The following is a 23,876-nucleotide window of genomic DNA, read 5'->3' on the forward strand; positions in this document are numbered from 1 at the left end:
GGGGTCACTTACCGGGTAGTTTTGACTGTCCCTCGCCGTCCTCAGCAGGAGCGTCCACGCCGTGCGCATCGCAGTCACCGGCTCCATCGCCACCGACCACCTCATGACCTTCCCCGGCCGTTTCGCCGACCAGCTGGTCGCCGACCAGCTGCACACGGTCTCCCTCTCCTTCCTCGTCGACAACCTCGACGTCCGGCGGGGCGGTGTCGGCCCGAACATCTGCTTCGGCATGGGGCAGCTCGGCAGCCGCCCGATCCTGGTCGGCGCCGCCGGCTCCGACTTCGACGAGTACCGCGCCTGGCTGGAGCGCCACGGCGTCGACACCGACTCCGTCCGCATCTCCGAGGTGCTGCACACCGCGCGCTTCGTGTGCACCACGGACTCCGACCACAACCAGATCGGCTCCTTCTACACGGGCGCGATGAGCGAGGCCCGCCTGATCGAGCTGAAGTCCGTGGCCGACCGCGTGGGCGGGCTCGACCTCGTCCTCATCGGCGCGGACGACCCCGAGGCGATGCTGCGCCACACGGAGGAGTGCCGGACGCGGGGGATCCCCTTCGCCGCCGACTTCTCGCAGCAGATCGCCCGCATGGACGGCGACAACATCCGCACCCTGATGGAGGGCGCGACCTACCTCTTCTCGAACGAGTACGAGAAGGGCCTCATCGAGTCGAAGTCCGGCTGGACGGACGAGGAGATCCTCTCCAAGGTCGGCACCCGCGTGACCACGCTCGGCTCCAACGGCGTCAAGATCGAGCGGGCCGGCGAGGCCGCGATCGTCGTCGGCTGCCCCGAGGAGAACGCGAAGGTCGACCCGACCGGCGTCGGCGACGCCTTCCGCGCCGGGTTCCTGACGGGCCTGGGCTGGGGCGTCGGCCTGGAGCGCGCGGCGCAGGTGGGCTGCATGCTCGCCACCCTCGTGATCGAGACGCTGGGCACCCAGGAGTACACCCTGGCCCGTGCCCACTTCATGGAGCGCTTCACCAAGGCCTACGGCGACGAGGCCGCGGCGGAGGTCCGCGCCCACCTGGCGTGACGCCGGCCCGAGCCGGGCCCTCGGGGCGGGGAGGTTCTGTCCCCGCCCCGCCCTTTCTCCGTTTCCCGGGCTCCGCCCGGACCAGCAGCTCCGGCCCGGCCGGGGCACTTCCAGCCCCGCCGGCGTTTGAGGCGCGGGGTCCGGGCCTCAAACGCCGGAGGGGCTGGGCTCGGCCCGAGGGGCTGGGCTCGGCCGGCGCAGCCGGAGGGGTTACGACCGGCGGCGGACCGTGTAGGCCGTGCCGGTGGGGCGGGGGGACTCGCCCAGGTAGTCGTGGCCCCGCATCGCGCACCACGCCGGGATGTCCAGCCGGGCCACCTCGTCGTCCGACAGGACGGTCACCGTGCCGCCCACCGGGACCCGGGTGATGGCCCGGGCCAGCTCGATCACCGGCTGGGGGCACCGCAGGCCGAGCGCGTCGAGCTCCAGGGAGTCCGCCTCCGGGAGCGACACGGGCGCCTCCGTCACACCGAGCCGCTCCCGTACGCCCGCCACCGCACCCGGCAGCACCTCCAGGAACGCGTTGACCTCCTCCGCCGGGGTGCCCGGCGGCAGGGAGACCCGTACGTTTCCCTCCGACAGCACGCCCATCGCCCGCAGCACGTGACTGGGGGTCAGCGTGGAGCTCGTGCAGGAGGAGCCCGAGGAGACCGAGAAGCCCGCCCGGTCCAGCTCGTGCAGCAGCGCCTCCCCGTCGACGTACAGACAGGAGAAGGTGACCAGGTGCGGCAGCCGCCGGTCCGCGTCGCCGACCACCTCCACGTCAGGGACCAGCCGCACCACCCGCCGCCGGATCCGGTCCACCAGGACCCGCAGCCGGGCCGCCTCCGCGTCCGCCTCCGCCCGTACGGCCCGCAGTGAGGCCGCCGCCGCCACGATCGCGGGAAGGTTCGTGAAGCCGGGGGAGCGGCCCGACTCCCTTTCGTCCGCGGGGCCTTGGGGCGAGAAGCGCACCCCCTTGCGGACCGCCAGCAGGCCCACACCGGGCGGGCCGCCCCATTTGTGCGCACTCGCCGCCAGGACGGACCAGGCCGCCTCCACCGGACCCCAGGCCAGCGACTGCGCCGCGTCCACCAGCAGCGGCACCCCGGCCGCCCCGCAGACCTCGGCGACCTCGGCCACCGGCTGGACCGTGCCCACCTCGTGGTTGGCCGACTGCAGGCAGGCCAGTGCGGTCGCCGGGACCAGCGCGTCCGCGTACCCGGCGGCGGACACCGCGCCCGACCGGTCCACCGGGACCTCGCAGACGCTTCCGCCGCGCGCCTCGTGCGCCGCCGCCGAATGCAGTACAGAACTGTGTTCGACCGCTGATACGACCAGATGGTTGCCGACGCGCCGGCGGCCGGCGAGGACACCGGCGATGCCCGTGTGAACAGCGTGCGTCCCCGAAGGAGTGAACACCAGCTCGTCGGCGCGGCATCCCACCGCCTCCGCGGCGGCCTCCCGCGCCGCGTCCAGCAGCAGCCGCGCGCGCCTGCCCTCCCGGTACAGCCGGGCCGGATCGGCCCAGCCCTCGTCCAGGGAGGCCTGCAACGCCTGCCGGGCCACGGGGTGCAGGGGAGCGGCGGACGCGCTGTCGAAGTACGGCATCCGGCCACGCTAGCTCCAGCCCCCGGCGTTCGAGGTCAGGGGGCGTCAGATGCGCCCCGGAGCCCGCCATTCAGGGCCATTCGCGCCGTCCCCCGTACGGCGGATCCATCCCTTCGGGGACAGTAGCGGCGCGTTGGGCACCCTCCCCGCGCGACCCCAAATAGCGTCCAGTAGGGTTTGGTCCGCATAAACATCCAAACCCCTGCCTGCGTCAGGGCCGGCGACCGACCCGAACACGGCCGCGGCCGGCCGCGCGGGCCGAGACTCTCGGGAAGGCGCTACGTGAGTCCCTACGGCTCCGACCGCTCGCCGCGGCGCCCGATGCGGCGGAAGCTGCTGCAGGCGCTGACTGCGGGCGTGGTCCTGGCGACCGCCACTGGTTGCTCGTATACATGGAAAGACTTCCCCCGCCTCGGAATGCCGACTCCGGTAACCGAGGAGGCGCCGCGCATCCTCTCCCTGTGGCAGGGATCCTGGGCGGCCGCGCTCGTCACGGGCATCCTGGTGTGGGGCCTGATCATCTGGAGCGTCATCTTCCACCGGCGCAGCCGGACGAAGATCGAGGTCCCCGCGCAGACCCGGTACAACATGCCCATCGAGGCGCTGTACACCGTGGTCCCGCTCATCATCGTCTCGGTGCTCTTCTACTTCACCGCGCGTGACGAGTCGAAGCTCCTCGCCCTCACCCCGAAGCCGCCGCACACGATCAACGTGATCGGCTTCCAGTGGAGCTGGGGCTTCAACTACATCGAGAACGTCGACGGCGACGCGGCGACCCCGAAGGCCGGCTCGGTTCCCAAGGAGCTCGCCTCCATCCCGGACCGCTTCACCAAGGACTTCCCGGCGGGCGCCGAGGGCGTCTACGAGAAGGGCGTCCCGGGCGACCGGAACCCGCAGACGGGCAACCCGGGTCCGACCCTGGTCCTCCCCAAGGGCGAGAAGGTCCGCTTCATCCTGTCGTCGAACGACGTCATCCACTCCTTCTGGGTGGTCCCCTTCCTGTTCAAGCAGGACGTCATCCCGGGCCACACCAACGTCTTCGAGGTCGTCCCGAGCCAAGAGGGCACCTTCATGGGCAAGTGCGCCGAGCTCTGCGGCGTCGACCACTCCCGGATGCTCTTCAACGTCAAGGTCGTCTCGCCCGAGGCGTACAAGACGTACCTGAAGGAGCTGGCGGAGAAGGGTCAGACCGGCTTCCTCCCCGCCGGCATCCAGCAGACCGACCCGGCCCGGAATGCGGAAGTGAACAAACTGTGAGCATCCTCAACGAATCCCAGGGTGCCGCCGCAGCTGACTCGTACGAGAACGAGCTGCCGGTGCGGCGCAAGCAGCCGGGCAACGTGGTCGTGAAGTGGCTCACCACCACCGACCACAAGACCATCGGCACGATGTACCTGGTCACCTCGTTCGTGTTCTTCCTCATCGGCGGTCTGCTCGCGCTCTTCATGCGCGCCGAGCTGGCTCGTCCGGGCACGCAGATCATGTCGAACGAGCAGTTCAACCAGGCGTTCACCATGCATGGCACGATCATGCTGCTGATGTTCGCCACCCCGCTGTTCGCGGGCTTCGCCAACTGGATCATGCCGCTGCAGATCGGCGCGCCCGACGTGGCGTTCCCGCGGCTGAACATGTTCGCGTACTGGCTGTACCTCTTCGGCTCGACCATCGCGGTGGCCGGCTTCGTGACGCCGAACGGCGCCGCCGACTTCGGCTGGTTCGCCTACTCCCCGCTGTCGGACGCGGTCCGCTCGCCGGGCATCGGCGCCGACATGTGGATCATGGGTCTGGCCTTCTCCGGCTTCGGTACGATCCTCGGCTCGGTCAACTTCATCACCACGATCATCTGCATGCGCGCTCCGGGCATGACGATGTTCCGCATGCCGATCTTCACCTGGAACGTGCTGCTGACCGGTGTCCTGGTCCTGCTCGCCTTCCCGGTGCTGGCCGCCGCGCTCTTCGCGCTGGAGGCCGACCGCAAGTTCGGCTCGCACGTGTTCGACGCCGCCAACGGTGGCGCATTGCTGTGGCAACACCTCTTCTGGTTCTTCGGACACCCAGAGGTGTACATCATCGCGCTACCGTTCTTCGGCATCGTCTCCGAGATCATTCCGGTCTTCTCGCGCAAGCCGATGTTCGGTTACATCGGCCTGATCGCCGCGACGATCGCGATCGCCGGCCTCTCGGTGACCGTGTGGGCCCACCACATGTACGTCACCGGCGGTGTGCTGCTGCCGTTCTTCTCCTTCATGACCTTCCTGATCGCGGTACCGACCGGTGTGAAGTTCTTCAACTGGATCGGCACCATGTGGAAGGGCTCGCTGTCCTTCGAGACCCCGATGCTCTGGACGATCGGCTTCCTGGTCACCTTCACCTTCGGTGGTCTGACCGGCGTCATCCTGGCCTCGCCCCCGATGGACTTCCACGTCTCCGACTCGTACTTCGTCGTCGCGCACTTCCACTACGTCGTCTTCGGCACCGTGGTCTTCGCGATGTTCGCCGGCTTCCACTTCTGGTGGCCGAAGTTCACGGGCAAGATGCTGGACGAGCGCCTCGGCAAGATCACCTTCTGGACGCTGTTCATCGGCTTCCACGGCACCTTCCTGGTGCAGCACTGGCTGGGCGCCGAGGGCATGCCGCGTCGTTACGCGGACTACCTCGCGGCCGACGGCTTCACCACGCTGAACACGATCTCCACGATCAGCTCCTTCGTGCTGGGCCTGTCGATGCTGCCGTTCATGTACAACGTGTGGAAGACGGCCAAGTACGGCAAGAAGATCGAGGTCGACGACCCGTGGGGCTACGGCCGTTCGCTCGAATGGGCGACGTCCTGCCCGCCGCCGCGGCACAACTTCCTCACGCTGCCGCGCATCCGTAGCGAGTCGCCCGCCTTCGACCTCCACCACCCGGAGATCGCGGCGCTCGACCACCTCGAGGACCACGGCGCCAAGGCGGCCGTCACCGGTGGCAAGGAGGCCGGCAAGTGAAGATCCAGGGCAAGATGTTCCTCTGGCTCTCCTTCTTCATCCTGATCATGGCCGTCGTGTACGGCGTGTGGTCGAAGGAGCCCGTCGGCACCACCGCGCTCTTCCTGGCCTTCGGCCTGAGCGTCATGATCGGCTACTACCTGGCCTTCACGGCCAAGCGAGTCGACGAGATGGCCCAGGACAACCTGGAGGCCGACGTCGCCGACGAGGCCGGCGAGCTGGGGTTCTTCTCCCCGCACAGCTGGCAGCCGCTCTCGCTGGGCATCGGTGGCGCGCTCGCCTTCATGGGCGTCATCTTCGGCTGGTGGCTCATGTACTTCTCGGCCCCGATCATCATGATCGGTCTGTGGGGCTGGGTGTACGAGTACTACCGCGGTGAGAACGCGAACCAGTAGTCACAAGCGGTACCCGCGCGGCCCGGCCGCGCACCACGTGGGGCCCGGACACCTCTTCGGAGGAGTCCGGGCCCCTCGTTTGCAGTCACCCCGCGCGCCGTAATTGTCATATCTTCATAGCGTTGGCCCCATGAAGCACTCACCGCGTCTTTGGACGGTACTCAGCTGCTCCCTGCTGGTCGCGTCCCTCGGGGCCGGCGCCACCGCATGCGGGTCCGGCGACAACCCGCTGTCAGCCCGCCCGGTCGACGCGGGCGATCAGGTCGCCTTCAACCAGACCGCAGGCAGGCGCCCCGTCGACCCCAACCGGCCACTGGAGATCACTGCCAAGAACAAGGGCAGCCGGATCACCGACGTCACGGCCGTGGACACCCACGGCCGCCGCCTGGCGGGCGAACTCAGCGCCAAGGGGGACCGCTGGCACAGCACCGCCCCCATGGCCGCAGGCGTCCGCTACACCGTCACCGTGCGCACGGAGGACCAGCGGGGCACCCCCGGCCAGCGCACGATGGCCTTCGACACCACCCCGTCCAAGGGGGTCCTGAAGGTCGAATTCGGCCCGGAGGAGGGCAAGTACGGCGTCGGCCAGCCCCTCACCGCCGAACTCAACGAGCCCGTCAAGGACAAGGCGGCACGCGCAGTCGTCGAACGCGGCCTGGTCGTCGACGCCCCGGCCGGGGTCGAAGGCGCCTGGCACTGGGTCGACGACAAGAACCTGCACTACCGCCCGAAGGACTACTGGCCCGCCAACACCACCGTCTCCGTACGGAGCAACCTGGAGGGCATCAAGATCACCGACGAGCTCCACGGAGCCGCCGCCAAGCCGCTGAAGCTCGAGATCGGCGACCGCGTCGAGGTCACCACCGACGCCTCCTCGCACTGGCTCACCTTCAAGCGCAACGGAGAAGTGATCAATTCCATCCCGGTCACCACCGGCAAGCCCGGGTTCTCCACCCGCAACGGCATCAAGGTGGTGCTGGGCAAGCAGTACTACGTACAGATGCGCGGGGACACCGTCGGCATCGGCGGCAGCGAGTACTACAACCTGCCCGTCTACTACGCCACACGCGTCACCTGGAGTGGTGAATACGTCCACGCCGCCCCGTGGTCCGTCGGCTCCCACGGCTACGCGAACGTCAGCCACGGCTGCACCGGCATGAGCACCGGCAACGCCGCCTGGTTCTACGAGAACATCACCGAGGGCGACATCGTCCAGGTCATCAACAGCATCGGCGAAGACATGGACATCTTCGGCAACGGCTTCGGGGACTGGAACATGGACTGGAAGGACTGGCGCGAGGGCAGCGCCCTCCTCAAGGGCACCCAGGACGGCCGCAGCCACGTCGACCAGGCCCGCCTCAGGCCGACGGTCTGAGCCCGCGCGGGCAGGGCCCCCGGACCCGGTCCGGGGGCCGGCCGCAGGCGGGGGTCAGGCCGCCGAGGAGGACAGCCGGGAACGCAGCAGGCGCGCCAGGGCGTCCGCGAACTCCACCGGGTCCACCGGAAGGGTCACGGCGGCGTCGGCACGGCTCCAGGTGGCCAGCCAGGCGTCCTGGGGACGCCCCATCAGCAGCAGCACCGGGGGACACCGGAAGATCTCGTCCTTGATCTGCCGGCACACACCCATGCCGCCGGCCGGAACCGCCTCGCCGTCCAGCACGCACACGTCGATGCCGCCGGCGTCCAGCTCCGACAGGACCGCCGGCAGGGTCGCGCACTCCAGGAACTCCACCGGCGGCAGATCCGCGGCGGGACGGCGGCCCGCCGCCAGTCTCACCTGCTCCCGGGTGCCCGCGTCGTCGCTGTAGACCAGAACCCGCGCAGTCGCCCGCATTTCGATCCTCCACGTGTCCCATGAATCACGTTGATGTTGCGCGGGATGCTACTCCTCCCACCGCCCCGTCAACATCGGTTCGGACATGTGCACGGGGCCGTTCGGAGAGGTGATCTGATGGGCCGTTCGGGCCTTGCACACGCCCCTGACACTCCGAACGGCACCCCCCGGGGTGAGGGCGGGATAAGCGACCGACATAATGTCGGTCGTGGCGACAGCAACGACAGTAGATACCGGGCACGCGCACCCGACGGTCAACCGGCCGAACCTCGTCAGCGTCGGAACCATCATCTGGTTGAGTTCCGAGCTGATGTTCTTCGCGGCCCTCTTCGCGATGTACTTCACCCTGCGATCCGTGACAGGTCCCGAGTACTGGACAGAGCAGGCCTCGGCCTTGAATCTGCCCTTCTCGGCGACGAACACGACGATCCTGGTGCTTTCCTCCCTCACCTGCCAGCTCGGCGTATTCGCCGCGGAGCGCGGTGACGTGAAGAAGCTCCGGACGTGGTTCATCATCACGTTCGTCATGGGTGCGATCTTCATTGGCGGCCAGGTGTTCGAGTACACCGAGCTGGTCAAGCACGAGGGCATGAGCCTCTCGTCCGGTCCGTACGGCTCGGTCTTCTACCTGACCACCGGCTTCCACGGTCTGCACGTGACGGGCGGTCTCATCGCCTTCCTGCTGGTCCTCGGCCGGACGTACGCGGCCAAGAGGTTCACCCACGAACAGGCCACGTCGGCCATCGTCGTGTCCTACTACTGGCACTTCGTCGATGTCGTCTGGATCGGCCTCTTCGCCACGATCTACCTGATCAAGTAGCGAACACGTCACCGGGTCCGACCCGGCACTCCATCCAGACACACCGACGCAGAAGATCCTGACACCGGGGTAATCCGTGAAAAAGCTCTCCGCACGACGACGCCATCCGCTGGCGGCGGTCGTCGTTCTACTCCTCGCGCTGGCGGCCACTGGGGGGCTGTACGCCGCCTTTGCTCCCGCGGGCAAGGCGCAGGCCGATGAAACCGCCCAGTCCCTCGCCATCGAGGAGGGCAAGAAGCTCTACGCCGTGGGTTGCGCAAGCTGCCACGGAACCGGCGGTCAGGGTTCCTCTGACGGCCCGAGCCTGGTCGGCGTCGGCTCCGCGGCCGTCGACTTCCAGGTGAGCACGGGCCGCATGCCCGCCCAGCAGCCCGGCGCCCAGGTGCCGAAGAAGCCGGTCATCTACACCCAGGCGCAGATCGACCAGCTGGCCGCGTACATCGCCTCCCTCGGTGCCGGCCCGATCACGCCGACCGAGAAGCAGTACGACCCGGCTGACGCCGACATCGCCAACGGTGGTGAGCTGTTCCGCAACAACTGCGCGCAGTGCCACAACTTCACCGGTGAAGGCGGCGCGCTGACCAACGGCAAGTACGCCCCCAACCTTGAGGACGTCTCGCCGAAGCACATCTACGAGGCCATGCAGACCGGCCCGCAGAACATGCCCTCCTTCCCCGACAGCACCATGCCGGAGAAGCAGAAGAAGGACATCATCGCGTACCTCCAGAACGTGAACGGTGAGAAGTCGACCAACCCCGGTGGTCTCAAGCTCGGTGGCCTCGGCCCCGTCTCCGAGGGTCTGTTCGGCTGGATCTTCGCTCTGGGTGCGCTGATCGCTGTCGCCGTCTGGGTCGCGGCCCACACCGCTAAGGCCAAGAAGTCATGAGTAGCCAAGAGATTCCCGAAGAGAAGCACCTGCCGAGCGAGCAGGGCGACGCCCACCACGGTGGCGTAGCAGTGGCGGACGACCCGTTCGCCGACCCGGGCCTGCCGGTCCACAAGCCGCGCATCCAGGACATCGACGAGCGTGCGGCGAAGCGTTCCGAGCGCACCGTCGCCATGCTGTTCACGCTGTCGATGCTGGCCACGATCGGCTTCATCGCCTCGTACGTGATCTTCCCGGTCGACAAGATCGTCTTCATCTTCCCGCTCGGGAAGGTCAGCGCGCTCAACTTCGCCCTGGGTATGACGCTGGGCACGGCCCTCTTCTGCATCGGCGCGGGCGCGGTCCACTGGGCCCGCACCCTGATGTCCGACGTCGAGGTCGCCGACGACCGCCACGAGATCGCCGCTCCGCCGGAGGTCAAGGCGAAGGTCCTCCAGGACTTCGCCGACGGTGCGAACGAGTCCGGCATCGGCCGCCGGCCGCTGATCCGCAACACGATGCTGGGCGCGCTGGCCATGCTGCCGCTCTCCGCCGTCGTGATCATGCGCGACCTGGGCCCGCTGCCCGAGGAAAAGCTGCGCCACACCATGTGGGCCAAGGGCAAGCTGCTCATCAACCAGAACACGATGGAGCCGCTGCGTCCCGAGGACGTGCTCGTCGGTTCGCTGACGTTCGCCATGCCCGAGGGCCTGGACGAGCACCAGCACGACTTCCAGACGCAGATCGCCAAGGCCGCCCTGATGATCGTCCGCATCCAGCCGGACGACATCAAGGACAAGCAGGAACTCGAGTGGTCCCACGACGGGATCGTGGCCTACTCGAAGATCTGCACCCACGTCGGCTGCCCGATCAGCCTGTACGAGCAGCAGACGCACCACGTGCTCTGCCCGTGCCACCAGTCCACCTTCGACCTCTCCGACGGCGCCCGCGTCATCTTCGGCCCGGCCGGGCACGCCCTTCCGCAGCTGCGGATCGGCGTGAATGACGAAGGCTTCCTCGAAGCGCTCGGCGACTTCGAAGAGCCCGTCGGTCCTGCATTCTGGGAGCGCGGATGAGCACCGCCACTGACACCAAGGCGCGCAAAGCGCCGGCCGGAGAGCGCGTAGCGGACTGGGCGGACGGCCGCCTGGGCATCTACAGCCTCGCCAAGGCCAACATGCGCAAGATCTTCCCGGACCACTGGTCCTTCATGCTCGGTGAGATCTGCCTCTACAGCTTCATCATCATCATCCTCACGGGTGTGTACCTGACGCTGTTCTTCCACCCGAGCATGAACGAGGTGGAGTACCACGGCTCGTACGTGCCGATGCAGGGCGTGCTGATGTCCGAGGCCTTCGCCTCGACGCTCGACATCAGCTTCGACGTCCGCGGTGGTCTGCTGATCCGCCAGATCCACCACTGGGCGGCGCTGATCTTCGTCGCGGCGATGATCGTGCACATGATGCGCGTCTTCTTCACCGGCGCGTTCCGCAAGCCGCGCGAGGTCAACTGGATCTTCGGCTTCCTGCTGCTGGTCCTCGGCATGTTCACCGGCTTCACCGGTTACTCGCTGCCGGACGACCTGCTCTCGGGTACCGGTGTCCGCTTCATGCAGGGCGCCATCCTGTCCGTCCCGGTCGTCGGCACGTACCTGTCGATGTTCCTGTTCGGCGGGGAGTTCCCGGGCGGCGACTTCGTCGCGCGCTTCTACTCGGTGCACATCCTGCTGCTGCCCGGCATCATGATGGGCCTCCTCGTGGCCCACCTGATCCTGGTCTTCTACCACAAGCACACCCAGTACGCGGGCCCCGGCAAGACGAACAACAACGTCGTCGGCATGCCGCTGCTGCCGGTCTACATGGCCAAGGCCGGAGGCTTCTTCTTCCTGGTCTTCGGTGTCATCGCGGTCGTCGCCGCCGTCGCCTCGATCAACCCGATCTGGGCCCTCGGCCCGTACCGCCCGGACCACGTGTCCACCGGTGCGCAGCCCGACTGGTACATGGGTATGCCGGAAGGCCTGATCCGTGCCATGCCCGGCTGGGAGATCAACCTGTGGGGCCACACGCTCGTCCTGGGCGTGTTCATCCCGCTGCTGCTCTTCCCGCTGGTGCTCGGTTCGATCGCCGTCTGGCCGTTCATCGAGTCCTGGGTCACCGGCGACAAGCGCGAGCACCACATCCTGGACCGCCCGCGCAACGTCCCGACCCGTACGGCCTTCGGTGTCGCCTGGATCGCGGAGTACATCGTGCTCCTCATCGGCGGCGGCAACGACATGTTCGCCCAGTACTTCCACCTGTCGATCAACTCGATCACGTGGTTCGTCCGGATCGGCTTCTTCGTCGTCCCGGTCCTCGCCTTCATCGTCACCAAGCGGATCTGCCTCGGCCTCCAGCGCCGGGACCACGACAAGGTGCTGCACGGTCGCGAGACCGGCATCATCAAGCGTCTGCCGCACGGTGAGTTCGTCGAGGTCCACGAGCCGCTCCCGCAGGGCACGCTGCACACCCTCACCGCGCACGAGCAGTACAAGCCGATCGAGATCGGCCCGACGGTCGACGAGAACGGTGTCGAGCGCAAGGTGAAGGCCACCGAGAAGCTGCGCGCGAAGCTCAGCAAGGGCTTCTACGCCGAGGGCAACCAGATTCCGAAGCCCACGGTGGAGGAGTACAAGGAGATCCAGTCCGGCCACGGCCACCACTGATCTCCCGCACCACCGCATGAGGGACTGATTTCGGTCAGTCCTGGTGTCGCCACGGCGAGAGCCCCGTCCAGTGTCTGGACGGGGCTCTTTGCCGTAACCGGGGCTGGATAGGCTGATCTCCGACCCATTCGACGTGGAACCCCCATCAACAGCAGGAGCGGACCATGAACGTTGCGACCCCGGCAGGCGGCGACAGCGTGGCGGCCCGTGGTTGGCCGGGCGTCCTCGACGCCCTGCTGACCGGCCAGGACCTCAGCGCCGACGACACCGCCTGGGCCATGGACCGGATCATGCGCGGGGAGGCCACCGACGCCCAGATCGCCGGCTTCGTGGTCGCCCTGCGCGCCAAGGGGGAGACGGTCGCGGAGATCAACGGCCTGGTGCGGGCCATGTACGGGCACGCCAACCTCATCGAGGTGCCCGGCCGCACCGTCGACATCGTCGGCACCGGCGGCGACGGGGCCAAGACGGTCAACATCTCCACGATGTCGGCGGTCGTGGTGGCCGGCACCGGCGCCAAGGTCGTCAAGCACGGCAACCGGGCCGCGTCCTCCGCGAGCGGCTCCTCCGACGTCCTGGAGAAGCTCGGCGTCAACCTCGACCTGAGCACCGCCCGGGTCGTCGAGGTCGCCGAGGAGGCCGGCATCACCTTCTGCTTCGCGGTCAAGTTCCACCCCTCCCTGCGGCACGTCGCGGGAGCCCGCCGCGAACTGGGCATCCGGACCACCTTCAACATCCTCGGCCCGCTGACCAACCCGGCCCGCGTCCGCGCCCAGGCCACGGGCGTGGCCGACCCCCGGATGGCCCCCATCGTGGCGGGCGTGCTCGCCGAGCGCGGCTCCTCCGCGCTCGTCTTCCGGGGCGACGACGGCCTCGACGAACTGACCACCACGGCGACCTCGCGCGTCTGGTGGGTCCGCGACGGGAAGGTCACCGAGCAGTCCTTCGACCCGCGCGACGTCGGCATCTCCCTCGTCGACGTCTCCGCACTGGCCGGCGGGGACCCCTCGTACAACGCCGACGTGGCCCGCCGCCTGCTGGCCGGCGAGACCGGCCCCGTGCGCGAGGCCGTGCTCCTGAACTCGGCTGCGGCCCTCGTCGCCCTCGACCCGGGCACGGGCACCCTGGAGGAGCAGATCGCGGCCGGCATCACCCGTGCGGCCGAGTCCATCGACTCCGGTGCCGCCCGGGCCGCCCTGGAGCGCTGGGTGACGGCCAGCAACGCCTGACCCGGCACACGTTTCGCGCCAGACCCCGGTCCGCCATTCGGACCGGGGTCTTGTGCGCGGCGGATCTTGTGGCAGGATGCTGACCAGGTCACGAGTGACAGCGTTTAGGCCCCGGCTTGCTGTCCGGCAACCCTCCTTCCGTGGCGGGGTGCCCCGGGTGATGACCAGGTCGTAGGCAGCAAGGCCTACGGCAAGCGCGGATCCCTCGACACCAGGGGTCCTGGTCTCTCGAGGAGCGTTTTCCGTGAGCAAGCGAATGCGATAGGGCGACTGACGCCCCAACTTCACCCCCTCGGACCAGGGTCACTTCCGCGTACCCCGACAGTCCGGTCCGAGGACCCTCCCGTACCCCGGACGGCCGCACCGCCGTACCCGCGTACGGGCACACCGAAGCCATTCCGCCCTGCCTGCCGGGAGATACCGCCATGTCCGCATCCCTGAACGCCGTCGCCACTGTCGCCACCGCCACCACCGCCGCCCAGGACCCCGCCTGTGCCGAGCCGCTCGCCGTCCTCGGCCGCGACGTCACCGTCCCGCTCGTCACCGGCGGCGAGGTCACCTACGCGGCCCTCGACTACGCGGCCAGCGCCCCCGCCCTCCAGCGCGTCTGGGACGACGTGGCCGCCTACGCCCCGTACTACGGCAGCGTCCACCGCGGCGCCGGCTACCTCTCGCAGCTCTCCACCGACCTGTTCGAGCAGAGCCGGGTCACGGTCGCCGAGTTCCTCGACTGCCGCCCCGCCGACCAGGTCGTCTTCACCCGCTCCACCACCGACTCCCTGAACCTGCTCGCCGCGGTGCTCCCCGCCGGCTGCCAGGTCTTCGTCTTCGAGACCGAGCACCACGCCTCGCTCCTGCCGTGGACGAACGCGCAGGTCACCTACCTCGACGCGCCGCGCACCCCGGACGAGGCCGTCGCCATCCTGGAGCGGGCGCTCGCCGACCGCGACCCCTACGGTCCGGCGCTCGTGTGCGTCACCGGCGCGTCCAACGTCACCGGCGAGCTGTGGCCGGTGAAGGAACTCGCCGCCGCCGCGCACGCCCACGGCGCGCGGATCGTGCTGGACGCCGCCCAGCTGGCCCCGCACCACCCCGTCTCCGTGCGGGACCTCGACGTCGACTGGGTCGCCTTCTCCGGGCACAAGCTGTACGCGCCCTTCGGCTCGGGCGTCCTGGCCGGCCGCGCCGACTGGCTCCAGGAAGCCGATCCGTACCTGGCGGGCGGCGGGGCCTCCCGTAAGGTCTCCCGCCGCGAGGACGGCGGCGTCGACGTCGAATGGCACACCACGGCCGCCCGCCACGAGGCCGGCTCCCCGAACGTCATCGGCGTCTACTCCATCGCCTCCGCCTGCCGGGCCCTGACCGAGGCGGGCTTCGAGACCCTGGTGGCGCGCGAGCAGCGGCTCGTGGCCCGGGTCCGCGAGGGCCTCGCCGACGTCCCGGCCGTACGGGTCCTGTCCCTCTTCGGGGACGACGCCCCGCGGGTCGGCGTCATCTCCTTCGTCGTGGACGGCTGGAACAGCTCCCACTTCGCCGCCGCGCTCTCTGCCGAGTACGGGATCGGCGTACGGGACGGCCTGTTCTGCGCCCACCCGCTGGTGCGGACCCTGCTGGGCAGCGAGCCGCAGGCCCAGGGCGAGTGCGGGGCCCCCGAGGCCGCCCCGGGCGAGCGCTCCCTCAACGCCATCCGCGTCAGCTTCGGCGCCGGCACCCCGGACGAGCACGTGGACCGCTTCCTCGGCGCGGTCCGGGAGCTGGTCGCGGACGGCGCGAAGTGGCAGTACCGCACGGAGGAAGGCCGCTGCGTCCCGCTCCGCGGGGCGTCCGCCCGGGCGTAACCCCTGCCCTGCGGGCTTGCTCGGCGGTGTACGGCTCGTGCCGGTCGGGGTGCTTGCCGGTGTGGGGTGGTGCCCGTCCCCTGCGGGGTGCTCGGCGGTGTGCGGCCCGGGCCCGTAGGGGTGCTTGCCGGTGCCCTGCGGGCTTGCCCGGCGGTGTACGGCCCGGGCCCGTCGGGGTGCTTGTCGGTGTGCCGGTGTGGGGTGGTGCCCCGCAGGAGGGTCTCCTCGGCTCGGCGCGTTCGGGCATGTCGCGGCTGTGCCCGGTGGTCGCGCCTCGTCCTGCGGGGACCCTCCTACGTGTCCCCACCCCACCGCCCGCTTCGGCAGCAATCCGGGATCCCGTTGGGTTCCACCCCCCTGCCGACTCCGGCAGTGCCGGGGATCCCGTTGGGGTCTCCGGCCCATGCGGCTTCGCGGGTGGAGGGGAGGGGGGGCGGGGTGGGGTGTCCCCGCAGGACGAGCGCGCGACCACCGGGTACGACCGAGACCGCTCGAACGCGCCGAGCCGAGGAGACACCCCACCCCGGCCCCCCGCACCGACCGCACCGACCCCGGCCACGCCGAAGCGAGCCGTACACCGCCGAGCCGCTCGCAGAGCAGGCCGCACCATTCCAGCCCCGCCGGCGTTTGAGGCGCGGGTCCGGGCACAGCCCGGCTAACGGCGCGAGCAGCGCACCAGACCGCGCCGGAGCCGGCGCTAGGCGTCGAGGCCGATGGCGAACGCCGCCTCCAGGTCGTGCTGCGAGTACGTCCGGAACGCCACGTGCGTGTCCGTCGCCTCGACGCCCGGGATCTTGCTGATGCGCCCGGGGATGATGTCGGCCAGGTTCTCGTGGCGGTTCACGCGGACCAGCGCGATCAGGTCGTAGGTCCCCGTCACGGAGTAGACCTCGCTGACGCTGTCCAGCGCGGCGATGGACTCGGCGATCTCGGGGATGCGGTCCACGCTGGTCTTGATGAGCACGATCGCGGTGATCACGGCTGGCTGTCTCCCTCGGTGGCCGTCGCTGGTCGACTCACTCTAGTCGTACCCCGATAGCGGGCCCACGCGTAGAGGAAGCCGACCGAGAACCCCACCAGATGGGCCAGATAGGCGACTCCCGGACCGCTCTCCGCGCGGTGCGCGGCCACCCATTGCAGGGCGAACCAGAACAGCAGCACGAGCCACGCCGGGAACCGCAGCGGCAGGAAGAACAGGAAGGGGAACAGGCTCGTCACCCGTGCCCGCGGCAGCAGATAGAGGAACGCCCCCAGGACGGCCGAGATCGCACCGGACGCACCCACCAGCGTCTGCGCGGACTCCGCGTTGGCCGCCGCGTAGGCCGCCAGCGCCAGGTAGCCCGTACAGAGGTAGAAGACGAGGAACGCCGGACGGCCCATCCGCTCCTCGGCCATCGCGCCGAAGACGAAGAGGAACAGCATGTTCCCGAGCAGGTGCAGCCAGCTGCCGTGGACGAACAGCGCGGTGAGCGGCGTCAGCCAGGCGCGCGGGGTGTCCGTGAAGAGTTCGTCCGGGACCACGCCCCAGCGCCGGAAGTACGCGGTGCCCGCGCTCAGCAGTTCGTCGCCGGTCCCGTAGACCGGATTGAGCCCCGAGGCGGGGCTCAGTACGAACACCACACCGCAGCCCGCGATCAGCGCGTGGGTGACCACCGGTCCCCGGGCAGCCTCGCGCACAGCCTGCCACCTTACGATCATGTGACAGAGCATGACGCAACGTGCCCCACCTGAAGCGGTGGCAGGCCGTAGGGTTACGAGCTGCGGTCCACAGGCCGACGCGGACGGCCGAACGACCGCTTTAATTGAATGAGCTACGAAGGAGTGAGCAGGCCGATGACGGTTCCCCTGCCGACCGACACCACCCGGTGGCGCTGCACCCTGTGCGGCAACCTCACGCGCTTCGACGTCACCCGTTCGTCGAAGGTCGTCGAGTACGTCCACCTGGACCTCGCCGGGGAGCCCAAGGTCGAGGAGCGAGAGGTGGTCAATGAGACCATCGAGTCGGTCCGATGTCGCTGGTGCAACGCGGTGGACCAGATCGAGCTCGTGGACAGGCCGGGCGCGGACTCCTGACGGAGCCCCGTCGGCAGGTAGACCATCACGGTAGGGGTGACGGATTGTGGAGCCAGCAAGCGGCGCTGGGCCGGCCGACGCGGCCGGCGACGCCGCGGAGGCGCTCGACCGCCCGCTGCCGGAAGGCGTGCGGCGCCGGGTCGTCGCGCTCGTCTCGGACGCCTTCGGCGCGCTGACGGTCGCGGACCTGCCGGCGCAGCTGCGCCAGTACGCCCGCTTCACCCCGACCCGGCGGGCCAAGTTCGCCGGAAACGCCATGGCCGCCGCGGTCGAGACCGATCCGGTGTTCCGCAGCCGGGTCGCCGAGAAGCTGCGCGAGGCGCAGGCGGACCTGGCCGCCGCGCTGGAGTCCGGCGCGCCGCCGGCCGCCGCGGATCCGCTGGACGTGGCCGCCGCCGCCTTCGTCCTGAGGCCCACCGGATGGGTCAAGCTCGTGGCCGCGGCGGGCGAGGAGGCGCAGCGCGCAGACGCCGAGCGGGTGGGCGAGGAGACCCGGCGCGAGCTGGACCGCCTGCGCGAGGAGCTGGAGCACGTACGGGAACTGCAGCGCACGGGCGGTGAGCAGGTACGGGTCGAGCTGGAGGCGGCGCGGAAGGAAGCGGAATCGCTTCAGCGCCGGCTGCGCAGCGCCCTGAGCGACGTCAAGCGCGGCGAGGCGGCCCTGCGCAAGGTGACCGCCGAGATCGACGGCATCCGCGGCGAGGCCGCGGCCCGCGTGGCGGCGGCCGAGAGCGAGACGCGGCGGCTCAAGTCCCGGCTCGCGGAGGTGGAGACGGCGCTGGAGACCTCCCGCCGGGCGACCCGAGAGGGGCGCAGCATCGAGGACATGCGGCTGCGGCTGCTGCTGGACACGGTGCTGGACGCGGCGCAGGGGCTGCGCCGTGAGCTGGCGCTGCCGCCGGTGAACACCCGCCCGGCCGACACGGTGGAGGCGGTGGAGCCGGGCCGGATGACGCCGAAGGACATCGCGGCGCGCGCCCTGTCGGAGACCGATCCGGCGTTGCTGGACCAGCTGTTGGCGCTGCCCCAGGCCCATCTGGTCGTCGACGGCTACAACGTGACCAAGACCGGCTATCCGACGATGCCGCTGGAGAAGCAGCGGCTGCGGCTGCTGGGCGGGCTGTCGATGCTGGCCGCGCAGACGGGTGCGGAGATGACGTGCGTCTTCGACGGCGCGGAGCTGGCGGCCCCCGTGCTGCTCGCGCCGCCGCGGGGCGTGCGGGTGCTGTTCTCCAAGGCCGGGGTGACGGCCGACGAGCTGATCCGCCAGCTGGTGCGGGCGGAGCCGCCCGGCCGGCCGGTCGTGGTGGTCTCCACGGACCGTGAGGTCGCCGACGGCGTGGCCAAGGCCGGAGCGCGGCCCGTAACGTCCGCTTTGTTGCTGAAGCGGCTTTCGCGCGTTTCCTAACTCCCAGCCCGAATGCCGGAATTGGTGGGTCATGTGGAGGACGCACCGTCAAGTGCCCGGCACGGAGCGTGCGGTGAAGGTAAAGAACCTGGTCGGGGGCCGAGTTTTTTCCCGGCAGGATTTGAACTGATCACAGCTGGGTCACTAGGGTCTGCTCAAACCTTCGTGCGGTAGATCACTCATTCGGGGTGGCGGCGAAGGTGCTGCCGAGTTGCGTTCTTCGGCGGCTCTAGGAAGAAGGAGCTCGCCTTCGTGGCGTCCCACCGTCGACCCAAGCAGCCGACTCGCGCTCGTGTGACCGTCCTCACCTCGGTCGCGGCCGCGGCCGTCGCCCTCACCGCGCAGAGCGCCTCCGCCGCTCCGGCGAAGCCGAGCAAGGACGAGGTCAAGACCCAGGTCGACGCCCTCTACGAAGAGGCGGAACAGGCCACCGAGAAGTTCAACGGGGCCAAGGAGCGCCAGGAGACCCTCGAGAAGGAGATCGGGCAGATCCAGGACCAGGTCGCGCGCGGTCAGAGCGAGCTCAACGACCTTCGCAGCGCGCTCGGTTCGATGGCGAGCGCCCAGTACCGCAACGGCGGCATAGACCCCTCCCTCGCCCTCCTCCTCTCCGAGGACCCCGACAGCTACCTCGACAAGGCCTCCACCCTGGAGCACCTGAGCGGCAAGCAGGTCGAAGCGGTCCAGAAGATCCAGGCGAAGCAGCGCACCCTCGCGCAGCAGCGCCAGGAGGCCGCCGGCAAGCTCGCCGACCTCGACGCCACCCGCAAGGAGCTCGGCGAGAAGAAGAAGGTCTCCACCGAGAAGCTCGCCGCCGCCCAGGCCCTCCTCAACACCCTTACGGCGCAGGAGCGCGCGGCCCTCAAGGACGACGAGACGCGCGCCAGCCGCGCCGACGGCCAGCGCGTCGACCTCGGCGACGTGAAGGCGTCCGGCCGCGCGGGAGCCGCCCTCGCGGCCGCCAAGACCAAGCTGGGCTTCACCTACCAGTCCGGCGGCACCGGCCCCAGCGTCTTCGACTGCTCCGGGCTGACCCAGTGGGCGTACAAGCAGGCCGGCGTCAACATCAGCCGCGTCACCTACACCCAGGCCAACGACGGCACCCGCATCAGCCGCAGCCAGCTGCAGCCGGGCGACCTGGTCTTCTTCTACGGCGACCTGCACCACGTCGGCCTCTACGCCGGCAACAACATGACGCTGCACGCCTCGAACCCGCGCGGCGGCATCAAGTACGAGTCGATGGACAACATGCCCTTCCAGTTCGGCGTCCGCATCGGCTGACCCGCTCCACCGCGAGCGCGGGACGCGCCGTACGCCGCCCATCCGGGCGAATTCCACGGCCCCGCTCTGACCACACGCCCCGCCGGTGACCTGCGTCTCCGGTGGGGCGTCGGTGTGTGCGCCCTCCGGCGGTCGTTGGTCGGTGCGTGGTGGCACGGCTACTGTCTGCCAGCGCGGAACCCGGCACACGGCCGCCCACGGAGGGCGGACCCGGGCCCCGCTCAGCGGAAGGGAGCGGGTGCACGTGGCGTCACATCGTCGGCCGGGGCTCGGCGGCCTCGACCGGAACGCGAAGGTCACCGTCCTCACCGCCGCCGCGGCAACCGCCGCGGTCGCCATGGCGGGCGCACCCGCGAGCGCGGCCCCCGGCCTCCCGCACGAGCCCGGCGGCGGGAGATCCGGCGTCAGCGCCCAGGTCGACCGGCTCTTCGAGGAGGCCGAGCAGGCCACCGAGCACTTCAACGAGGCCGGGGAGAAGGCCGCCAGGCTCCGCACCGAGGTCGACCGGGCCCAGGACGCGGTGGCCCGCGGCCAGGAGCGGATCAACACCATGCGCGGCGTCCTCGGCACCTTCGCCGGGGCCCAGTACCGCAGCGGCGGCATCGACCCCGCCGTCGGACTGATGCTGGCCGAGGACCCCGACGCCTACCTCGCCCAGGCCGCCGCCCTGGACCGGCTGACCGAGCGTCAGGCCCGCCAGCTCCACGAACTGCGCGAGGAGCAGCGCCGGCTCGGCCAGGTGCGGTCGGAGGCCTCCCGCAAGCTCGCCGAACTCGACGCCCTGCGCTCCGACGTCGCCCGCCACAAGCGCTCCGTCACCGCGAAGCTCGCCGCCGCCAGGCGGCTCCTCAACTCCATGCCGTCCGAGGAGCGGGCCGACTTCGAGCGCTCCTCGCGCTCCGGAGGACGCCACGAGGCACTGCCCGACCTGGGCCCCCTGGGCGCCGGCGGCCCCTCCTCGGGCCGCGCCGCGGCCGCCGTGATGGCGGCCAGGGCCGCCGTCGGCCGCCCGTACGTGTGGGGCTCCACGGGCCCGTCCGGCTTCGACTGCTCCGGGCTGATGGTCTGGTCCTACCGGCAGGCGGGCGTCTCGCTGCCGCGCACCTCGCAGGCCCAGCGGCACGCCGGGCGGCAGGTCCCGCTGTCGCAGGCCCGCCCGGGCGACCTGGTGACGTACCGCTCCGACGCCAGCCACGTCGGCATGTACGTCGGCAACGGCCAGGTCGTCCACGCCCCCTACCCCGGGGCCCGGGTGCGCTACGACCCGGTCGGGATGATGCCGGTCTCGGCGGTCACCCGCCCCTGACCCCCGCGGCCCGCGCCGCCCCCGGCACCCTGCGTACGATCGGCGGATGCCCCGCCTTCGCCGTCCGTCGCGCATCCGGCCGTTCGTGCCGGTCCTGCTGTGCGCGCTGCTCGCCGGATGCGGTCCGCGGCCGGCCGGTACCGCCGACACCGCCGAGCGGGACGTCCGCCGGGCCGTCGCCGACTGGTCGCGGGTGACGGCCGAGGGGCTCGCCGGGATCCCGTTCGCCGACCGGGCGTACGAGGTCGCCTCGGTCCGGCGCGACGGCGAGCGGGCCCTCGTACGGGCCCGGCTGCGCTACCGGCTGGCCGGCTACGACACCGCCCCCGAGGAGTCGGCCCGCGAGATGGAGCTGGTCCGGGCGGGCGGGACCTGGCGGGTGAGCGCCGACCGGCCCGCGCCGGGCGCCCTGCCGCAGCTGTGGGACCAGGGAGCGGTCTCGGTCGCCTCCGGTACGCATTCCCTGGTCCTCGGCGGGGCCGGGCAGAGCGCGGGCACGCTGCGGGAGATCGCCGCCGAGGCCGACCGGGCGGTGCCCGCCGCGAGCGCCGCCTGGCCCGGGCCCTGGGCGGGGCGGGTGGTCGTACTGGTCCCCGGCTCCCTCGACGCGATGGGGCGGCTGCTGGGCCGGCCCGCCGACACCTACCGGGGCCTCGGCGCCGTCACCACCGGCCGGGTGGGCGCGGGCCCGGCCCCCGCGGACCGGGTCGTGGTCAATCCGGAGGGGTACGCGGGCCTGGGCGCGGAGGGCCGGCGGATCATCCTGACCCACGAGGTCACGCACGTGGCCACGCGCGCGGCGACGACCGCCACCACCCCGCTGTGGCTGTCCGAGGGCTTCGCGGACTGGGCGGCGTACCGGGGGGCGTCCGCGGCACCCGGGCGGGCCGCCCCCGCGCTCGCCAGGGCGGTGCGGCGCGGCGAGCTGCCGGGGGAGCTGCCCAGGACGGAGGACTTCGCCTTCGGCGGCGACCCCGAGGCGGCGGCGCGGGCGTACGAGGGCGCGTGGCTGGCCTGCCGGCTGATCGCGGCGAAGTGGGGCGAGAAGGCGCTGGCGGACCTGTACGGGCGGGCGGGCCGCGAGCCGCTGGAGACAGCGCTGCGCGAGACCCTCGGCGTGGACCGGGCCGGGCTCACGGAGGCCTGGCGGGAGTCCCTTCGCGAGGAGCTGAGCTGAGCGGGTACTGTCGGCAGGCGATGCACAAGACCCTGATCGTGACCAACGACTTCCCGCCGCGACCGGGCGGTATCCAGGCCTTCCTGCACAACATGGCGCTGCGGCTGGATCCCGACCGGGTCGTCGTCTACGCCTCCACGTGGAAGCACAGCGCGGAGGGCCGCGAGGCCACCGCGGCCTTCGACGCGGAGCAGCCGTTCCAGGTGGTCCGCGACCGGACGACGATGCTGCTGCCGACCCCGCGCGTGACGCGGCGGGCCGTCGGCCTGCTGCGCGAACACGGCTGCGAGTCCGTGTGGTTCGGTGCCGCCGCCCCGCTCGGGCTGATGGGCCCGGCGCTGCGGCGGGCGGGCGCCCGGCGGATCGTGGCGACCACCCACGGGCACGAGGCGGGCTGGGCCCAGCTGCCGGCCGCGCGGCAGCTGCTCCGGCGGATCGGCGAGGGCACGGACACGCTGACGTACCTGGGGGAGTACACGCGCTCCCGGATCGCCTCGGCGGTCACGGACCGGGCGGCGGCGCGGATGGTGCAACTCCCGCCGGGCGTCGACGAGAAGACCTTCCACCCCTCGTCGGGCGGCGACGGGATCCGGGCGCGGCTCGGCCTCTCGGACCGGCCCGTGGTGGTGTGCGTGTCGCGGCTGGTCCCGCGCAAGGGCCAGGACACGCTGATCGAGGCCATGCCGCGGATCCTGGCCGCGGTGCCGGACGCCGTACTGCTGATCGTCGGCGGCGGCCCGTACGAGGAGGACCTGCGCAAGCTGGCGGCGTCCACGGGCGTGGCCGACTCGGTGGTGTTCACGGGAGCGGTCCCCTGGTCCGAACTCCCCGCGCACTACGGCGCGGGCGACGTCTTCGCCATGCCCTGCCGGACCCGGCGGGGCGGCCTCGACGTGGAGGGGCTCGGCATCGTCTACCTGGAGGCCTCCGCGACGGGCCTGCCGGTGGTCGCGGGCGACTCCGGCGGGGCGCCGGACGCGGTGCTGGACGGTGAGACGGGCTGGGTCGTGCGGGGCGGCGTGCCCGAGGAGGCGGCGGACCGGATCGTGGCCCTGCTGCAGGATGCCGACCTGCGTGCCCGCATGGGTGAGCGCGGCCGCGCCTGGGTCGAGGAGAAGTGGCGCTGGGACCTCCTGGCGGACCGCCTGCGCGAGCTGCTGTAGCCGGTGCCGGTGCCGGTGCCGGTGCCGGTGCCGGTGCCGGTGCTGGTGCGGCGCCGCTGCCGGGGGCCCTGCCCCCGGACCCCCGCGCCTCAAACGCCGGCGGGGCTGAATTCGGCGGAGCCCCGACGGCGGAGCCGCCGGCAACCAGCTGCGCCGCCATGTCTGACTGTTCCTCA

General features: G+C 70.8%; 21 protein-coding genes and 1 riboswitch. Of the genes, 17 read left to right on the top strand and 4 right to left on the bottom strand.

The window, feature by feature from the left end:
* Nucleotides 1-61: 61 nt before the first annotated feature.
* Entirely contained in the window at nucleotides 62-1,036 is a 975-nt protein-coding gene (locus IG86_RS0124505) for a carbohydrate kinase family protein (protein ID WP_030828732.1), read from the top strand.
* A gap of 210 nt (nucleotides 1,037-1,246) precedes the next feature.
* Here IG86_RS0124505 and IG86_RS0124510 read toward each other — a convergent pair whose 3' ends face one another.
* Nucleotides 1,247-2,626 (bottom strand): cysteine desulfurase/sulfurtransferase TusA family protein, encoded by a 1,380-nt coding sequence (locus IG86_RS0124510; RefSeq protein WP_030899644.1) that lies wholly within the window; start codon nucleotides 2,624-2,626, stop codon nucleotides 1,247-1,249.
* A gap of 282 nt (nucleotides 2,627-2,908) precedes the next feature.
* Between IG86_RS0124510 and ctaC the strand changes: the two genes are divergently transcribed.
* The 4 genes from ctaC to IG86_RS0124530 all read left to right on the top strand — a co-directional run bounded on the left by ctaC (nucleotide 2,909) and on the right by IG86_RS0124530 (nucleotide 7,380).
* Nucleotides 2,909-3,883 (top strand): aa3-type cytochrome oxidase subunit II, encoded by a 975-nt coding sequence (ctaC, locus tag IG86_RS0124515; protein WP_030899646.1) that lies wholly within the window; start codon nucleotides 2,909-2,911, stop codon nucleotides 3,881-3,883.
* Nucleotides 3,880-5,610 carry an aa3-type cytochrome oxidase subunit I gene (gene ctaD, locus IG86_RS0124520; RefSeq protein WP_030654913.1) on the top strand — a complete coding sequence of 577 codons (1,731 nt, stop codon included), beginning with the start codon at nucleotides 3,880-3,882 and terminating at the stop codon, nucleotides 5,608-5,610. Before ctaC ends, ctaD begins: the two co-directional genes overlap by 4 nt.
* Entirely contained in the window at nucleotides 5,607-6,005 is a 399-nt protein-coding gene (locus tag IG86_RS0124525) for a cytochrome c oxidase subunit 4 (RefSeq protein WP_030654914.1), read from the top strand. Before ctaD ends, IG86_RS0124525 begins: the two co-directional genes overlap by 4 nt.
* Nucleotides 6,006-6,135: 130 nt before the next feature.
* Nucleotides 6,136-7,380 carry a L,D-transpeptidase gene (locus tag IG86_RS0124530; RefSeq protein ID WP_030828741.1) on the top strand — a complete coding sequence of 415 codons (1,245 nt, stop codon included), beginning with the start codon at nucleotides 6,136-6,138 and terminating at the stop codon, nucleotides 7,378-7,380.
* Between the two features lie 54 nt (nucleotides 7,381-7,434).
* On the opposite strand, the gene IG86_RS0124535 is transcribed toward IG86_RS0124530, so the two are convergent.
* Nucleotides 7,435-7,839 carry a hypothetical protein gene (locus tag IG86_RS0124535; RefSeq protein WP_030828744.1) on the bottom strand — a complete coding sequence of 135 codons (405 nt, stop codon included), beginning with the start codon at nucleotides 7,837-7,839 and terminating at the stop codon, nucleotides 7,435-7,437.
* Nucleotides 7,840-8,038: 199 nt separating this feature from the next.
* Here IG86_RS0124535 and ctaE point away from each other — a divergent pair, with 199 nt between their 5' ends.
* From ctaE to IG86_RS0124565, 6 genes are all read left to right on the top strand, one after another.
* A complete protein-coding gene (gene ctaE / locus IG86_RS0124540; RefSeq protein ID WP_030036314.1) occupies nucleotides 8,039-8,659 on the top strand; it encodes an aa3-type cytochrome oxidase subunit III in 621 nt (206 codons plus the stop codon).
* 76 nt (nucleotides 8,660-8,735) lie between these two features.
* Nucleotides 8,736-9,545 (top strand): cytochrome bc1 complex diheme cytochrome c subunit, encoded by an 810-nt coding sequence (qcrC, locus tag IG86_RS0124545; RefSeq protein ID WP_030036316.1) that lies wholly within the window; start codon nucleotides 8,736-8,738, stop codon nucleotides 9,543-9,545.
* On the top strand, nucleotides 9,542-10,600 hold the full coding sequence (qcrA, locus tag IG86_RS0124550) for a cytochrome bc1 complex Rieske iron-sulfur subunit (protein ID WP_030828746.1): 1,059 nt from the start codon (nucleotides 9,542-9,544) through the stop codon (nucleotides 10,598-10,600). The genes qcrC and qcrA overlap by 4 nt, the downstream gene beginning before the upstream one ends.
* Nucleotides 10,597-12,225 (top strand): cytochrome bc1 complex cytochrome b subunit, encoded by a 1,629-nt coding sequence (gene qcrB, locus IG86_RS0124555; RefSeq protein ID WP_030828748.1) that lies wholly within the window; start codon nucleotides 10,597-10,599, stop codon nucleotides 12,223-12,225. The genes qcrA and qcrB overlap by 4 nt, the downstream gene beginning before the upstream one ends.
* Before the next feature lie 164 nt (nucleotides 12,226-12,389).
* Nucleotides 12,390-13,454, top strand: coding sequence for an anthranilate phosphoribosyltransferase (gene trpD / locus IG86_RS0124560; RefSeq protein WP_030828751.1), 1,065 nt, complete (start codon nucleotides 12,390-12,392; stop codon nucleotides 13,452-13,454).
* 86 nt (nucleotides 13,455-13,540) lie between these two features.
* Nucleotides 13,541-13,657, top strand: a riboswitch (SAM riboswitch).
* A gap of 222 nt (nucleotides 13,658-13,879) precedes the next feature.
* Complete coding sequence (locus IG86_RS0124565) at nucleotides 13,880-15,292, top strand: aminotransferase class V-fold PLP-dependent enzyme (RefSeq protein WP_030828754.1); 1,413 nt, start codon at nucleotides 13,880-13,882, stop codon at nucleotides 15,290-15,292.
* A 697-nt stretch (nucleotides 15,293-15,989) separates the two neighbouring features.
* On the opposite strand, the gene IG86_RS0124570 is transcribed toward IG86_RS0124565, so the two are convergent.
* The gene (locus IG86_RS0124570; RefSeq protein ID WP_030036325.1) at nucleotides 15,990-16,271 is read right to left on the bottom strand and encodes an Lrp/AsnC family transcriptional regulator; all 282 of its coding nucleotides are present in this window, start codon (nucleotides 16,269-16,271) and stop codon (nucleotides 15,990-15,992) included.
* Entirely contained in the window at nucleotides 16,268-17,002 is a 735-nt protein-coding gene (locus tag IG86_RS0124575) for a rhomboid family intramembrane serine protease (protein ID WP_030899652.1), read from the bottom strand. The genes IG86_RS0124570 and IG86_RS0124575 overlap by 4 nt, the downstream gene beginning before the upstream one ends.
* A gap of 123 nt (nucleotides 17,003-17,125) precedes the next feature.
* On the opposite strand from IG86_RS0124575, the gene IG86_RS0124580 reads away from it, so the two are divergent.
* The 6 genes from IG86_RS0124580 (at nucleotide 17,126) to IG86_RS0124605 (ending at nucleotide 23,700) form a co-directional block, all read left to right on the top strand.
* A complete protein-coding gene (locus tag IG86_RS0124580; protein WP_008738811.1) occupies nucleotides 17,126-17,365 on the top strand; it encodes a hypothetical protein in 240 nt (79 codons plus the stop codon).
* 43 nt (nucleotides 17,366-17,408) lie between these two features.
* Nucleotides 17,409-18,773 (top strand): NYN domain-containing protein, encoded by a 1,365-nt coding sequence (locus tag IG86_RS0124585; protein ID WP_030833062.1) that lies wholly within the window; start codon nucleotides 17,409-17,411, stop codon nucleotides 18,771-18,773.
* A 252-nt stretch (nucleotides 18,774-19,025) separates the two neighbouring features.
* The gene (locus tag IG86_RS0124590) at nucleotides 19,026-20,054 is read left to right on the top strand and encodes a C40 family peptidase (protein WP_030833064.1); all 1,029 of its coding nucleotides are present in this window, start codon (nucleotides 19,026-19,028) and stop codon (nucleotides 20,052-20,054) included.
* A gap of 244 nt (nucleotides 20,055-20,298) precedes the next feature.
* A complete protein-coding gene (locus IG86_RS0124595) occupies nucleotides 20,299-21,360 on the top strand; it encodes a C40 family peptidase (protein ID WP_030833068.1) in 1,062 nt (353 codons plus the stop codon).
* 46 nt (nucleotides 21,361-21,406) lie between these two features.
* The gene (locus tag IG86_RS0124600; RefSeq protein WP_051785387.1) at nucleotides 21,407-22,537 is read left to right on the top strand and encodes a hypothetical protein; all 1,131 of its coding nucleotides are present in this window, start codon (nucleotides 21,407-21,409) and stop codon (nucleotides 22,535-22,537) included.
* Between the two features lie 20 nt (nucleotides 22,538-22,557).
* Nucleotides 22,558-23,700 carry a glycosyltransferase family 4 protein gene (locus tag IG86_RS0124605; protein WP_030833074.1) on the top strand — a complete coding sequence of 381 codons (1,143 nt, stop codon included), beginning with the start codon at nucleotides 22,558-22,560 and terminating at the stop codon, nucleotides 23,698-23,700.
* Nucleotides 23,701-23,876 lie beyond the last annotated feature (176 nt).

It is taken from the genome of Streptomyces virginiae (genome assembly GCF_000720455.1).
Classification (GTDB): domain Bacteria; phylum Actinomycetota; class Actinomycetes; order Streptomycetales; family Streptomycetaceae; genus Streptomyces; species Streptomyces virginiae.